Origin of the sequence: Mycobacterium hippophais (assembly GCF_027529605.1) — a bacterium.
GTDB lineage: Bacteria > Actinomycetota > Actinomycetes > Mycobacteriales > Mycobacteriaceae > Mycobacterium > Mycobacterium arseniciresistens.
In genome coordinates this window covers 129,917-144,208 of sequence record NZ_JAPZPY010000016.1, presented here as the reverse complement: position 1 = coordinate 144,208, position 14,292 = coordinate 129,917, and the positions used below count along the sequence as shown (strand labels likewise).

Sequence of the window (14,292 nt, the reverse complement as noted above, 5' to 3'; positions counted from 1 at the left end):
CCTCCCAGATTCGCTGGGGCCCGAAGGACTTCGTCAGTCCCTCAACCTGAATGCCAATGCCCACCTGCGATCCTTCCGCCAGAACTAGTCATCGCCACGCGCTCCCCGCCTGTGGCTTGAGTCACTGTAGCGCACGCCGGAGCAGCCTACCGCGTTTGTATCCGCACAGTTACCGGCGCCGACAACGCCCCTTCCGCGGCGTTCGCGGAGTTCGTCACCGCGGGTGCCGGACGGCAGAAACGACTGTGGGGCCGGCCCGAAGATCGGGCCGGCCCCACAGACGAAAACGGTCTTACTTGACGGTGACCGAAGCGCCGGCGGCCTCGAGCTTGCCCTTGGCTTCCTCGGCGGCCTCCTTGGTGACCTTCTCGAGCAGCGGCTTGGGAGCGCTGTCGACCAGATCCTTGGCCTCCTTGAGGCCCAGGCCGGAGACGATCTCGCGGACGACCTTGATGACGCCGATCTTCTTCTCGCCGGCACCCTCGAGGATGACGTCGAACTCCGACTGCTCCTCGGCGGCCTCGGCCGGGGCGGCAGCGCCACCGGCGGCGGCGACGGCGACCGGGGCGGCCGCGGTGACCTCGAAGGTCTCCTCGAACTGCTTGACGAACTCCGAGAGCTCCAGCAGCGTCATTTCCTTGAACGCGTCGAGCAACTCGTCGGTGGAGAGCTTGGCCATGGTGGTTCCTTCCTGATTTCTTTACTGGCTGTTGGGGTTGGTGGTCAGGCGGCGGACTCTTCGGCCGCCTTCTTCTCTTGCAGTGCTGCGGCGAGCCGGGCGACCTGCGATGCGGGCGCATTGAACAGACCGGCGGCCTTGGCGAGGTTGCCCTTCATCGCGCCGGCCAGCTTGGCCAGCAGCACCTCGCGCGACTCGAGGTCCGCGATGCGGTTGACCTCGTCGACGGAAAGCGCGCGGCCTTCCATGTAGCCGCCCTTGATGACCAACGCCTTGTGATCCTTGGCGAAGTTCTTGATCGCCTTGGCGGCATCGACCGGTTCGCCCTTGACGAACGCGATCGCCGTCGGGCCGGCGAACAGCTCGTCGAGGCCGGCGACACCGGCTTCGCTCGCGGCGCGCTTGACCAGGGTGTTCTTCGCGACGGTGTAGGTGGCGGACTCCCCGAGCGAGCGACGCAGCTCGGCGAGGTGGGCCACCGTGAGGCCGCGGTACTCGGTGACGACGGTGGCCGTCGCCTCCTTGAACTGCTCGGCGATGTCGGCAACCGCCGTGGCCTTCTCAGCCTTGGCCATGCATGCCTCCTTGTGGTGGGTGTCGGGTGTTCACCCGCATACCGTCGGAGGTCCGGAAACGACGAACGCCCCGACGCAGACAGGTCGGGGCGCAGAAAGTACTGATGCCTCGTCCTCCTGCGTGGGCCGCCGGGACATGCCCGGACCTTCAACCGATTGCTCGGTGACCGACGGTCTTCGGTGGAACGCCGACAAGAATAGCGTGCCGCCCCTCGATCAGCCAAAACGCCGTCGCGCCGCCCGAGCGCGCGGGATGAATCCACTCCACAGCATCCGTTCCCGGAGCACGACACCCGATCGCACGCGCTCGGGACTACCGGGAGCGGGAGATGAAGAGTCCAGAACAACAGGTGGCCACCTCGGTGCTGGTCATCGGGACCGGCGGCGCGGGCCTGCGGGCCGGGATCGAGCTCGCCGAGCGCGGGGTCGACGCGATCCTGGTCGGCAAGCGCCCGAGGCTGGATGCGCACACCTCCCTCGCCGCCGGCGGTATCAACGCGGCGCTGGCCACCATGGACCCCGAGGACAGCTGGCAGCAGCACGCCGCGGACACCCTCACCGAGAGCCATCTGCTCGCCGACCCCGCCACCGTGCAGGTGGTGACCGAGGGCGCGGCCGAGGCGATCGGTGACCTCGAGCGGTACGGCATGGCGTTCGCCCGCGAGCACGACGGCCGGATCTCGCAACGGTTCTTCGGCGCCCACACCTTCCGCCGCACCGCGTTCTCGGGCGACTACACCGGCCTGGAACTGCAACGCACGCTCGTGAAGCAGGCCGAGGCGATGGCCGTCCCGATCCTGGACTCGATCTACATCACCCGGATCCTGGTGCGCGACAACGTCGTGTTCGGCGCGTACGGCTTCGACGTGACCGACGGCACGCACTACACGATCCTGGCCGACGCGGTGATCCTGGCCTCCGGCGGGCACACCAGGATCTGGCGGCGGACGTCGTCGCGCCGCGACGAGAACTTCGGCGACTCCTTCCGCCTCGCGGTCGAGGCGGGCGGCCGGATCCGCGACCCCGAGCTGGTCCAGTTCCATCCCTCGGGCCTGCTCGAACCCGAGGACACCGCGGGCACGCTGGTGTCGGAGGCAGCCCGCGGCGAGGGCGGCGTCCTGCGCAACGGCGTGGGCGAACGATTCATGGAGCGCTACGACCCCGACCGGATGGAGCTGTCGGCCCGCGACCGGGTGGCGCTGGGCGCCTACACCGAGATCAAGGAGGGCCGGGGCACCCCGCGCGGAGGCGTGTGGCTCGACGTGTCGCACCTGCCCCGCACGCAGATCATGACCCGCCTGCCGCGGGTCTACCGGACACTGATGGAGCTCCAGCTCCTCGACATCACCACCGATCCGATCGAGGTCGCCCCGACCGCGCACTACTCGATGGGCGGCGTGTGGGTGCGTCCCGGCGACCACAGCACCGACGTCGAGGGTCTCTGGGCCATCGGCGAGGCGTCGAGCGGCCTGCACGGCGCCAACCGGCTCGGCGGGAACTCGCTGATCGAGCTGCTGGTGTACGGCAAGATCGCGGCCGCTGCCGCGGCGGCCCACTCCACCCGTCTCATCACCCAGAATCGTTGCCGCACGGCGATATCCGATGCCCGCGACGAGATCGACTCACTGCTGTCGGCCAACGGTCCGGAGAACGTCCGGTTCCTGCAGCGCGCCGTGCGCAACACGATGACCGAGCACGCAGGCGTGCTGCGCGACGAACACGGCCTGCGGGCGGGGCTCGCCGCGATCGGCGAGATCGAGAACCGCACCGCCGACATCGCGGTGCACCCCGACATCGCCGGATTCGCCGACCTCGCCCACGCCTTCGACCTCAAGGCGGGCATCCTCGCCGCGCAGGCGACGCTCGAGGCGGCCCTGGAGCGGCGCGAGACCCGCGGCTGCCACAACCGCTCGGACCACCCGCGGCTCGACGAGAACCTGCGCGTCAACCTGGTGTGGTCGGGACCCGGCCGCATCGAACGCGAACCCGTCGGCGAGATCCCGCCGGAGATCGCCGAGCGCATGCAGCGGGTGTCCACCGACGGAAAGCTCGTCGAGTAACGCGCCTCAGGCCGAGGAGTGCATTTTCGCGATCTCGGTCAGCACCGCCAGGTGGTCGTCGACGGTGCGCAGGCCCGCGCCCATGGTGTTGACCGACAGGTGGCTGGCCCCCGCATCGGCCCAGGCCGCCAGCTGCGCGCCGGCCCGGTCGGTGTCGCCGGTCCAGTTGACCCGCCCCTCCATCCCGATCGTCGACGGGTCGCGGCCTGCCGCCGTGGCGGCGTCGGCGACGATGCCGCGCGCCTCGTCGAGTTCGGGTCCCGGCCGCTTCATCGGGAACCACCCGTCGGCAATCCGGCCGGCTCGTTCGTAGCCGCGTTCGGACGCCGTCCCGATCCACACCGGGATCGGCTGCTGCACCGGCAGCGGCGCCAGCCCGGCGCCGGTCACCCGGTGGTGGCGGCCGTCGAAGGTGACGCTGCGCTCGGTCCACAGCCGCCGCATGAGCTCGATCTGTTCCTCGGAACGCCTGCCGCGGTCGCCGAAGTTCTCGCCGAGCGCCTCGTATTCGACGGCGTTCCAGCCGATCCCGACGCCAAGCCGGAACTTTCCCTGTGTCAGCAGGTCGACCTCGGCGGCCTGCTTGGCGACGAGCACGGTCTGCCTCTGCGGGACGATGATGACGCCGGTGACGAGTTCCAGTCGCGGCGCGACGCCCGCCAGGAATCCGAACATCACGAACGGCTCGTGGAACGTGGTGTCGATGTCGTACGGGCCGTTCCAGCCGGTGTGCGCCGCCGGATCGGCCCCGACGACGTGGTCGTACACCAGCAGATGCGCGTAGCCGAGTTCCTCGACCGCTTGACCGTAGGCGCGCACTGCGCCGACGTCACCGCCCAGTTCCGTCTGGGGGAACACCACTCCGACACGCATGTGAGCCCTTTCGCCGCCGCCTCTATGACACCCGCGGTGCCGGCACTATTCCATGCGAGGTCACCGTGGCAGACTCCTCAGGCGTCCCGCAGCAGGGCGGCCGCGCCGACCAGTCCCGCGTCGCCGCCGAGCTCGGCGGGCAGCACGCGGACCGCGCGCAGGAAGTCCAGGCCGGCGTAGTGCGTGAGCGCCTCGCGCACCGGGTCGAACAGCAGTGGACCGGACTTCGCGACGCCGCCGCCGATGACGACGAGGTCCAGATCGCACACCGCTGCCACCGACGCGATCATCGCCGCGACGGCGGTCGCGCCGCGGCGGAAGGCTCGTTGCGCCACGGGATCGCCTGCGACCACGGCGTCGGCGAGTTCCTTGGCGTCGGCGTCCGCCGGTGCGTCCCAGCCGTGTTCGCGGGCCCACCGGGCCATCCGCGGTCCGGCGGCGACGGTCTCCACGCAGCCGTGCCCGCCGCACGAGCACAGCGCGCCCTCCGGGTCGACCACCACGTGGCCGACGTGGCCGGCGTTGCCGCTGCGCCCGTCGTAGGGCGCCCCATCGAGCACGAGGCCGCCGCCCACCCCGGTCGACACCACCATCCCGAGCAGGAACTCTGCGCCCCGGGCCGCGCCGCGCCAGCGCTCCCCCATCGCCATGCACAACCCGTCCCCGCCGAGACGCACCGGGACACCGGTGGCCGCGGCGACGCGCTCCACGATCGGAAAGCGTTGCCACAGGGTGATGTTGATGGGGCTGACGGTGCCGGCCGGCAGGTCGATCGGACCGGCCGAGGCGATGCCGACGCCGAGGACACCGCCCCCCGCCGCCGCGAGTGCGCCGGCGATCAGTTCTTCCACCACGTGCCAGATCGCCTCGGCGTCGGTGCGCGGCGTCGGGAGTTTCGCCTGGTGCACCAGCGTCCCCTCGTCGTCGACGAGGCCCGCGGCGATCTTGGTGCCGCCGATGTCGAGCGCCAGCGTGAGAGGCCCCATCAGTGGCGGTGGGTGTTGTCGGGCTGGCGGGGATCGCCGGGGTGCTCGTATCCCGTTGCGAGGGAGACGAGTTCGGCGCGCCGGGCGTCGAGCCACCACGCCACAGCCTCGGGCGGGACGACGACGGATACGGCGTGCACCTCGCCGGCCAGCCGGTCGCCCTCGACCGCGATCAGTCCGGCGTCACCCCCGGTGTAGCTCACACGGACGATCTGCAGCGGCGCGCCGGGCGGCCCGACGAACAGCTCCGTCGACTCCGCGGAGGTGACGTGCACCACCGCACCCTACGGTGTCGTCAGCGCGAGATGTCGACGACGAGCGCACGGTGGTCCGAGATCGGCAGCGCGACGTCGAAGACGCGGTCGACGCGCAGCGTCGGGTCGTCGGTGAGGATGTGATCGAGCTGGCGGTCGGGCTGTTCCACCGGGAAGGTCAGCGCCGCTCCCAGCGGCCGGAATCCCGACCAGCGGCTCGGCGTCGGCGGGGTCATGTTGAGGTCGCCCATCAGCACCCGCGGCCCGTCGAACCCGCGAAGATCGCGCACCAGCCGCCGCATCTGCGCCCGGTTCCAGCCCGGCACGAACGACAGGTGGGTGTTGGCGACGGTGAGCGGTCCGAGCGGCGTGTCGAGCCGGCCGATCATCGCCGCGCGCGGCTCCTCGTTGACGATCTGCACGCGATTCGGGCCCGGCAGGTACATCGGGAACCGCACCGGGATGCGCGGCAGACGGACCACCTGCCACGTCTCGGCGGGGAATCGGGACAGCAGCGCGATGCCGTAGGCCGCCGTGCCGGGTTGTTCGCGGCCGGTGGCGGCCATCCAGGTCGCTCCCGGGGTGCCGGCGATCGCTGCGACGAACCGGTGACTCACCGCACGCATGGCCTCGGCCGCGACGGCGGTCAGGTCGGCCTTGCCTGATCGCGGCTGGTCGAAATCCACCTCCTGCAGCGCGAGGATGTCGGGGTCGAGTTCCCGCACGGCGTCGGCCAGGCGGCCGAGGTCGACGTCGCCGTGGCGCAAACTGCGTCCGTGCAGAATGTTGAAGGTGGCCATTCGCATGGGTACTAGGTACCCGCACCGGCTGACCGCAGACACTCATAGGTGGATCCTTGGCTGCACGAAACGACGAACTGCGCGACGCGCTACGGCGCGCGGCGTCCGCACTACGGGCGGACGGACCCGACTTCGCGCTGGCGGGCAGCTATGCGCTGTGGGTGTACGGCGGGCCCGAACCCGTTCACGACGTTGACTTCGTGGTCGCCGAACCGGACACCGAGGCCGCGGCGTCGACGCTGGAGAAGGCCGGATTCCGGATCGAACGCACGCCCGAGGATTGGTTGTTCAAGGCCTGCGTCGGCAGCGACTTCGTCATCGACGTGTTGCACGCGCTCAACGGCGTCCCTGTCAAACACCACACCGTCGAAGCCGGAGAGGAATTCGACGTGCTCGCGATCAGGATGCGCGTGCTGCCGCCCACCCATGTGCTGACCGAGAAACTCAACTCGCTCACCGAACACCACTGTGATTTCGCGTCATTGCTGCCCGCGGTGCGTGCGGTCCGCGAGCAGGTCGACTGGGACCGTGTGCGCGCCGACACCGCCGACAGCCCGTTCGCGGCCTCCTTCCTTTTCCTGATCGAGCGGCTGGGCATCATCTGACTTCCCTGCCGAGCAGACGCAGATTCGCACTGGTTCACGGCCCTGCGTGCGATTTCATGTCTGCTCGCGGGTGGGGCCGCGCGTGCCGGCCGCGCGACGCAGCCGGTCGGCGACCACCACCGCCGCCTCGACCACCTCCGGCGGATCCAGCACCTCGAAGTCGACGCCCACCATCGCGAAGTACACCGCCATGCGCTCGGGATCGTCGGCGCCTGCGGTGACGATGCAGGCGTTCGGGCCCTCGGCCTCGATGACCGCCGAGGCGTCCGAGAAATGTTGCCGCAGAGTCTCTTCCGGTGCCGCGAAGCGGATGTGGGCGACGTAGCGGTAGGGCGATGCGCTGATCGCCCGGCGCACATAGTCGGCGGCGTCGGGTGCATCGCGCGCGGTGAACGTGCTGCCGAGCACGCGGACGTCGGCCATCCGGTCCAGCCGCAGACTGCGCCAGTCCTGCCGGTCTCGGTCGAAGGCGAGCAGATACCAGCGCCGCCCGGTGGTGACCAGTTGGTACGGCTCGAGCCTGCGCGAGGTGGCGGTTCCCGCCCGGTCGACGTAACCGGCGGCGACGTGCTCGCGGTCCCGGCACGCCCGCGCGAGTGTCATCAGCACGTCGGGCTCCACCGGGGTGTCCGAGGTACCCGACGTCAGCGTCACCGTCGACTCGTGCACCGCCGACACCTGCGAACGCAGCCGCGCCGGCATCACCTGGTCCAGCTTGCTCAGCGCGCGGAGCGCCGACTCGCCGACACCGGCGACACTTCCGCCCGCGGCCAGCCGCAGACAGACCGCCATCGCGACCGCCTCGTCGGGATCGAGCAGCAGCGGTGGCAACGCCGCCCCCGCGCCGAGTTGGTAGCCGCCGCCGTGGCCCTTGCTGGCGTGCACCGGATAGCCCAGCTCCCGCAGGCGGTCGATGTCGCGTCGCACGCACCGGGCGGTCACACCCAGCCGGTCGGCGAGTTCGTCGCCGGTCCACACCCGCCGGGCCTGCAACAGGCCGAGCAGCTGCAACACCCGGCTCGTCGTTTCCGCCATGTTCACCATCGTGCCGCACTCTTAGGACCGAAACAGTCCTATAACCCTGCGAGGGTGGTGCCATGGACACGCGAACCGGCCTGAATTCGGTCCTGACCGATCAGCTCGAATACCACTGGACCACCGCACTGCGCCCGCGCCTGGACGGACTCACCGACGACGAGTACTTCTGGGAGCCGGTGCCCGGATGCTGGACGGTGCACCGCGACGGCGGCATCGACTTCAGCTATCCGCCCCCGCAGCCGGAGCCGTTCACCACGATCGCCTGGCGTTTGGCCCATGTCATCGTCGGTGTGCTCGCCGTGCGCAACCACAGTCACTTCGGCGGTCCACCCGCCGACTACGAGTCCTGGGCCTACGCCACCGATGCCGCCACGGCGCTGCGCCAACTCGACGAGGCCTACCGGAATTGGATCGACGGCGTGCGCACACTCGGCGACGATGGTCTCGACCGGCCGTGCGGCCCCGCCGAAGGGCCCTACGCTGAACGCTCGATGTCGGAACTGGTGCTGCACATCAACCGGGAGGTCATCCACCACGGAGCCGAGATCGCCTGCATCCGAGATCTTTACGCACACTCCACCAACAAGAAAGAGGCCTGAGCCGATGCCCGGAATGCCGCCGCCCGTCGCCGACGAACGTCAGGGTCTGATCGAGTTCCTCGCGTTCCAGCAGAACGCCTTCCTGTCCTCGGCGTACGGCCTGACCGACGAGCAGGCCCGCGCCACGCCGTCGGCCAGTGCGCTGTCGATCGGCGGGCTGGTCAAACACGCCGCCGGGGTGCAGAAGGGCTGGACCGAACGGGCCGCTCACGCACCCGATTTCCCGCCGCCGGACCCGCGTCCGATGGAGGAGCAGATGGCCGAGTACCAGGATCAGTACGTGATGCGCGAGGACGAGACGCTGAAGGATCTGCTCGAGGCGTTGGAGGCCCAGAACGCCGAGACCCTGCGGGTATTCGGGGAGAAGGATCTCGACACCCTCGTGCCCGTCCCGCGTGGCATCCCGTGGTTCCCGAAGGACATCGATCACTGGTCGGTGCGCTGGGCGGCGATGCACCTCATCGAGGAGCTCTCCCGGCACGCGGGCCACGCCGACATCATCCGCGAATCGGTAGACGGCGCAACGATGTACGAGTTGATGGCCGCTCGTGAGTTGTGGCCGGAGACCGACTGGGCGCCGCGGTGGCGCCCGCCGACGGTGGCCTGATCCCTACCGGTCGAGGACCAGGCGCAGCGCCTGGTCCACCACGGCGTCGAGGTCGTCGCCGAGGCGGCCGGTCAGCCACTGCTGGGCGAGTTCGGCCATCGCCCCGGTGTACATCGCCGCGCCGACCCGCGCGGCCACCGGGTCGGTGCCGGGTTGCAGCCGCCAGCCCTCGGTGAGCACCAGTTCCAGGAGCAGGTCGACGGCCGCCTCCCGGCGGGCGGCTAGTACCGGGTTGGCCCGCGCGTCGGTGAACAGCACCCGGCCGCGGCGCGGGTCGGCCGAACCGAAACCCAGCACCGCGGCGATGCCGGCGCGGGTGCGGTCGCGCAGCGAGTCACCGGCGCGCGCCATCGCGGCCTCGACGTCGGCGGTGAGTAGGTCGCTCACCTTGTCGTACACCGCGCCGAGCAGGTCGTCGACGTCGGCGAAGCTCTCGTAGAAGTAGCGGGTGTTCAGCCCGCACTCGCGGCACACCGAGCGCACCGACACGGCCGCCTCACCGCCGTCGCCGAACAGCCGGAACGCCGCGTCGATCAACAGGCCGCGACGCTCGGCGCGCCGGTCGGTCAGCGGCACACCGGCCCAGCGGGTGGGGCTCGACATCGGACCAGCGTACGACCGATCGGGCGAATCTGGTCACAACTGTGCCCAGAGGCTATTCTGGTCACACACGTGACCAGACTCGGAGGGCCGACCATGGACCTGCTGCCCCAACAGATCGTCGAGAACCGGCTCAAGCGCCAGTTCAACCAGGACGTCCGCAGGCACTTCTTCCGCGGAATGGAGTTCGCCGGACCGACGGGCGATCCCGGCTGGTTCGGTCCTAGCAGCGCGGTGTGGCACGTGCACTCGCACCTCGAGGCGATGATCTTCGGCCTGCAGTGCGCCGCGTACATGGAGCGGCTCGACCCGTCGATCTACTGGATGGGGATGCACCACTCCCGGCTGGTGAAGCGCGACGCCGACGGGGTGGCGCGCCCCGAGATCGACCCGAAGGGCGCCTCGGTGCGGCTCGGCCACTCGGTGGCCTTCTTCATCGGCACCGCCTACGGCTCCACCGGCACCGCAGAACGGCTCGCCACCACCGTGCGATCCATGCACCACACGATCAAGGGGGTCCGGCCCGACGGTCTCGCCTATGACGCCGACGACCCCGACTGGCTGCGCTGGAACTACGCCACCGTGGCCTGGGGCATCGCCACCGCCCACGAGCTCTACCACCCGAACCCGTTGCGCGGCAGGAAGATCGATCGCTACTACGGCGAATTCGTGCGCGTCGGCCACGCACTCGGCGGCACCGACCTGCCGTCGACCAAGGCCGAGACACTCGACTGCCTGAAGTCATACCTGCCCCGGCTCGCGGTCACCCACGGCACGGCACTGGCCACCGGCCCGAACCTGCCGATGCCGCAGAGCGCGCTGAACTGGGCGGTGCGCGACACCATGCCGCGGTGGGGGAAGGAGCTGATCCAGCACCGCGACCCGCACCCCGTCGAACGCGCCGCGCGGCGTGCCATGGTGTGGACGGTGATCAACGGCCTGCACACCGCCGCAGGCCAGGCGCCGGAGTTCGCGCAGGCACAGGAACGGGTCGCCCGCGGCGTCGATCCCGCGCTGGCGCCGCACACCGAGCCGGCCTACGTGCCGGGCAGCGACCCGCTGCGCAGCCGCGCCGAGGTCGAGCGCACCTTCGCCTGAGCTGTGACCCGCTGCACACGCTTTTTCGCCTGCCCGTTGATTTTGAGACACTGGCCGTTATGAGTGTCACGCGAAAGACCCAGCACCGCGAGGTCGCCAAGCTGGACCGGGTGCCGCTGCCCATGGAGGCCGCCCGTGTCGGCGTCACCGGTTGGCAGATCACCCGCACCGGCGCACGCGTCGTCGGCAAGCTGGCGGGTCGCGGTTCCCTGCAGGAGAAGATCGTCAAGCAGATTCCTCAGACGTTCGCCGACCTCGGGCCCACCTACGTCAAGTTCGGCCAGATCATCGCGTCGAGCCCCGGCGCGTTCGGCGAACCGCTGTCCCGGGAGTTCCGCAGCCTGCTCGACCGGGTGCCCCCGGCGAACGCCGAACAGGTGGCCACGCTGCTGCGCGAGGAACTCGGCGGCGACCCGGCCACGCTTTTCAAGTCCTTCGACACCACCCCGTTCGCCTCGGCCTCGATCGCCCAGGTGCACTACGCCACGCTGCACACCGGCGAGGAGGTCGTCGTCAAGGTCCAGCGGCCCGGCATCCGCCGTCGCGTCGCCGCCGACCTGCAGATCCTCAAGCGCGGCGCCCGCCTGGTCGAGTTCGCCAAGCTCGGTCAGCGGCTCAGCGCCCAGGACGTCGTCGCCGACTTCGCCGACAACCTCGCCGAGGAGCTCGACTTCCGGCTGGAGGCGCAGTCGATGGACGCGTGGGTGTCGCACATGCACGCCTCGCCGCTGGGCGAGAACATCCGGGTGCCCCAGGTGTACTGGGACCTCACCAGCGAGCGGGTGCTGACCATGGAACGCGTCACCGGCGTGCGCATCGACGACGCCGCGGCGATCCGCAAGAAGGGCTTCGACGGCACCGAGCTGGTCAAGGCCCTGATGTTCAGCCTCTTCGAGGGCGGCCTCAAGCACGGGCTGTTTCACGGGGACCTGCACGCAGGCAATCTCTTCGTCGACGACGACGGCAAGATCGTGTTCCTCGATTTCGGCATCATGGGCCGCATCGACCCGCGGACCCGCTGGCTGCTGCGCGAGCTCGTCTACGCGCTGCTGGTCACCAAGGACCATGCCGCCGCGGGCAAGATCGTCGTGCTGATGGGCGCCGTCGGCACCATGAAGCCCGAGGCGGAGGCCGCCAAGGACCTGGAGAAGTTCGCCACGCCGCTGACCATGAAGTCGCTCGGCGACATGAGCTACGCGGAGATCGGCAAGCAGCTGTCGACGCTGGCCGACGCCTACGACGTGAAACTGCCCCGTGAGCTGGTGCTGATCGGCAAGCAGTTCCTCTACGTCGAGCGCTACATGAAGCTGCTCGCACCGAAGTGGCAGATGATGAGCGACCCGCAGCTGACCGGGTATTTCGCCAACTTCATGGTCGACATCAGCCGCGAGCACAAAGAGAAGGCAGAAGAGGTCGAGGCGTAGTGGAGATTCGTTCCGGTAAGGCTGCTGTCGGCGGGCAGGAGCGACGGGGGTACCTCCCGCCCGAAGGGCAGGGGGCCGACTCGGGGATCGGCTCAGGTGAGCTGGAGATCTATTACGAGGACATGGGTGACCCGAACGATCCCGCCGTCCTGCTGATCATGGGCCTGGGCGCGCAGCTGATCTTCTGGCGCGAGGGGTTCTGCCAGAAGCTCGTCGACCAGGGTCTGCGGGTGATCCGGTTCGACAACCGCGACGTCGGGCTGTCCAGCCACCTCGACGGCCGGCGGACCAAGGGTTCGCAGGTCGGCAACATGGTGCGGTCGTTCCTGGGATTTCGCAGCCCGTCGGTCTACACCCTCGAGGACATGGCCGACGATGCCGCGGCGCTCCTGGACCACCTGGACATCGACCGGGCACACATCGTGGGCGGCTCGATGGGCGGCATGATCGCGCAGATCTTCGCCGCCCGGCATGCGGAGCGCACCAGGACATTGGCCGTCATCTTCTCCAGCAACAATCAGGCGTGCCTGCCGCCGCCCGGGCCGCAGCAGCTGCTCGCGGTGATCACGGGCCCCTCGCCGAACTCCCCGCGCGACGTCATCATCGAGAACTCGATCCGGGTCAGCAAGATCATCGGCAGCCCCGGTTACCGCTCCTCCGACGAGGATCTGCGCGCCGACGCCGTCGCGTTCTACGACCGCGCGTTCTACCCGCAGGGCATCGCGCGGCAGTTCAACGCGATCACCGGCAGCGGCAGCCTGCGCCACTACGACCGGCAGATCACCGCGCCCACGGTCGTCATGCACGGCAAGGCCGACAAGCTGATGCGCCCGTACGGCGGCAAGGCCATCGCGCGGGCCATTCCGGGTGCCCGCCTGGTGCTGTTCGACGGCATGGGCCACGAGCTCCCGAAAGAACTGTGGGACGACGTGGTGGGCGAGTTGAAGACCACCTTCGCCGAAGGTCCCTGACCAGCGGCGGCGCTTCTCGATTCGGCCCGTGACGGACGGATCGGATACGATTCCCTGTCGAGTGCAAGGGGTTGTTGCACCGTCAGCGACGACGCCGGCAAACCCCAGAACGGCCAGAAAGGCACCACCATGTCCCCAGCGGGCAAACTGAAGCCGCACTTCGAGGACGTCCAGGCGCACTATGACCTGTCCGACGACTTCTTCCGGCTTTTCCTCGACCCGAGCCAGATGTACAGCTGCGCGTACTTCGAACGCGACGACATGACGCTCGAGCAGGCCCAGCACGCCAAGGTGGATCTCGCGCTGGGCAAACTCGGCCTGCAGCCGGGCATGACGCTGCTCGACGTGGGCTGCGGCTGGGGCTACACAATGATGCGCGCCGTCGAGAAGTACGACGTCAACGTCATTGGCCTGACGCTGAGCAAAAACCAGCACGCGCACGTCGAGCGGATCTTCGCCGAGTCCGACAGCCCGCGTACCAAGCAGGTGCTGCTGCAGGGCTGGGAGGACTTCGACCAGCCGGTGGACCGGATCGTGTCGATAGGCGCATTCGAGCACTTCGGCAAGGACCGCTGGGACGACTTCTTCACCAGGGCATACAGCGTGCTGCCCGACGACGGTGTGATGCTGCTGCACACGATCACCGCGCTGACCATCCCGCAGATGGTGGAACGTAAGATCCCGCTGACCTTCTCGGTCGCCCGGTTCATCAAGTTCATCCTCACCGAGATCTTCCCCGGCGGTTACCTGCCGACCATCGAACTCGTGGGCGAGCACGGCCAGAAGGCCGGCTTCAACCTGACCCGCACCCAGTCGCTGCAGCCGCACTACGCCAGGACGCTGGACTGCTGGGCCGACGCGCTGCAGGCCCACCGGGACGAGGCGATCGCGATCCAGTCCGAAGAGGTCTACGACCGCTACATGCACTACCTCACCGGCTGCGCGGACGCGTTCCGGAAGGGTTACACCGACGTTTGCCAGTTCACGTTGGAGAAGTGATCTCAAACATCCAGCAAACTCCTGATTGCTAGCTGGTCGGCGGCTCCAGACACCGGGTCGTCGCCGGGTGTGCGACACGCTGTAGGTTCGCCAGTCGACGCCCAGAATCGGGAGTAGCGTGCGG

The 14,292-nt window shown here is 69.2% G+C and carries 15 protein-coding genes and 1 pseudogene; 8 read left to right on the top strand and 8 right to left on the bottom strand.

Translation table 11 applies throughout. The features are described from left to right. Positions 1-292: 292 nt before the first annotated feature. Both rplL and rplJ read right to left on the bottom strand, forming a co-directional pair. Positions 293-679: a 50S ribosomal protein L7/L12 gene (rplL, locus tag O6P37_RS26130; protein ID WP_264011666.1), complete on the bottom strand. Its 387-nt coding sequence runs from the start codon at positions 677-679 to the stop codon at positions 293-295. 44 nt (positions 680-723) lie between these two features. Then, complete coding sequence (gene rplJ, locus O6P37_RS26125; protein ID WP_264011667.1) at positions 724-1,254, bottom strand: 50S ribosomal protein L10; 531 nt, start codon at positions 1,252-1,254, stop codon at positions 724-726. A 329-nt stretch (positions 1,255-1,583) separates the two neighbouring features. Here rplJ and O6P37_RS26120 point away from each other — a divergent pair, with 329 nt between their 5' ends. Beyond that, positions 1,584-3,314, top strand: a complete 1,731-nt coding sequence (locus O6P37_RS26120; protein WP_269896812.1) for an L-aspartate oxidase — start codon at positions 1,584-1,586, stop codon at positions 3,312-3,314. A gap of 6 nt (positions 3,315-3,320) precedes the next feature. On the opposite strand, the gene O6P37_RS26115 is transcribed toward O6P37_RS26120, so the two are convergent. The 4 genes and pseudogenes from O6P37_RS26115 to O6P37_RS26100 all read right to left on the bottom strand — a co-directional run bounded on the left by O6P37_RS26115 (position 3,321) and on the right by O6P37_RS26100 (position 6,233). Further along, positions 3,321-4,187 (bottom strand): LLM class F420-dependent oxidoreductase, encoded by an 867-nt coding sequence (locus O6P37_RS26115; protein ID WP_269896811.1) that lies wholly within the window; start codon positions 4,185-4,187, stop codon positions 3,321-3,323. A gap of 77 nt (positions 4,188-4,264) precedes the next feature. Next, positions 4,265-5,173 (bottom strand): ROK family protein, encoded by a 909-nt coding sequence (locus O6P37_RS26110; protein ID WP_269896810.1) that lies wholly within the window; start codon positions 5,171-5,173, stop codon positions 4,265-4,267. After that, positions 5,173-5,268: pseudogene (locus O6P37_RS26105) on the bottom strand (DUF7158 domain-containing protein); the annotation flags it as partial. The gene O6P37_RS26110 and the pseudogene O6P37_RS26105, both read right to left, overlap by 1 nt. Before the next feature lie 200 nt (positions 5,269-5,468). Beyond that, positions 5,469-6,233: an endonuclease/exonuclease/phosphatase family protein gene (locus O6P37_RS26100; RefSeq protein ID WP_269896809.1), complete on the bottom strand. Its 765-nt coding sequence runs from the start codon at positions 6,231-6,233 to the stop codon at positions 5,469-5,471. A 50-nt stretch (positions 6,234-6,283) separates the two neighbouring features. Here O6P37_RS26100 and O6P37_RS26095 point away from each other — a divergent pair, with 50 nt between their 5' ends. Further along, positions 6,284-6,832 (top strand): nucleotidyltransferase family protein, encoded by a 549-nt coding sequence (locus O6P37_RS26095; protein WP_269896808.1) that lies wholly within the window; start codon positions 6,284-6,286, stop codon positions 6,830-6,832. Positions 6,833-6,886: 54 nt separating this feature from the next. Here the strand turns inward: O6P37_RS26095 and O6P37_RS26090 are convergent, their stop codons facing one another. Beyond that, positions 6,887-7,867 (bottom strand): helix-turn-helix transcriptional regulator, encoded by a 981-nt coding sequence (locus O6P37_RS26090; RefSeq protein WP_269896807.1) that lies wholly within the window; start codon positions 7,865-7,867, stop codon positions 6,887-6,889. Positions 7,868-7,929: 62 nt separating this feature from the next. Here O6P37_RS26090 and O6P37_RS26085 point away from each other — a divergent pair, with 62 nt between their 5' ends. Further along, the gene (locus tag O6P37_RS26085; protein WP_269896806.1) at positions 7,930-8,469 is read left to right on the top strand and encodes a DinB family protein; all 540 of its coding nucleotides are present in this window, start codon (positions 7,930-7,932) and stop codon (positions 8,467-8,469) included. A gap of 4 nt (positions 8,470-8,473) precedes the next feature. After that, positions 8,474-9,076, top strand: a complete 603-nt coding sequence (locus tag O6P37_RS26080) for a DinB family protein (protein ID WP_269896805.1) — start codon at positions 8,474-8,476, stop codon at positions 9,074-9,076. Positions 9,077-9,079: 3 nt separating this feature from the next. On the opposite strand, the gene O6P37_RS26075 is transcribed toward O6P37_RS26080, so the two are convergent. After that, positions 9,080-9,679, bottom strand: coding sequence for a TetR/AcrR family transcriptional regulator (locus O6P37_RS26075; RefSeq protein WP_269896804.1), 600 nt, complete (start codon positions 9,677-9,679; stop codon positions 9,080-9,082). Between the two features lie 93 nt (positions 9,680-9,772). Between O6P37_RS26075 and O6P37_RS26070 the strand changes: the two genes are divergently transcribed. From O6P37_RS26070 to O6P37_RS26055, 4 genes are all read left to right on the top strand, one after another. Next, positions 9,773-10,774, top strand: coding sequence for an oxygenase MpaB family protein (locus O6P37_RS26070; RefSeq protein WP_269896817.1), 1,002 nt, complete (start codon positions 9,773-9,775; stop codon positions 10,772-10,774). 59 nt (positions 10,775-10,833) lie between these two features. Next, a complete protein-coding gene (locus O6P37_RS26065; protein WP_269896803.1) occupies positions 10,834-12,198 on the top strand; it encodes an ABC1 kinase family protein in 1,365 nt (454 codons plus the stop codon). A gap of 122 nt (positions 12,199-12,320) precedes the next feature. Continuing rightward, on the top strand, positions 12,321-13,169 hold the full coding sequence (locus O6P37_RS26060) for an alpha/beta fold hydrolase (RefSeq protein WP_269896816.1): 849 nt from the start codon (positions 12,321-12,323) through the stop codon (positions 13,167-13,169). A gap of 129 nt (positions 13,170-13,298) precedes the next feature. Beyond that, positions 13,299-14,168, top strand: a complete 870-nt coding sequence (locus O6P37_RS26055; RefSeq protein WP_269896802.1) for a cyclopropane mycolic acid synthase family methyltransferase — start codon at positions 13,299-13,301, stop codon at positions 14,166-14,168. Positions 14,169-14,292: the final 124 nt, after the last annotated feature.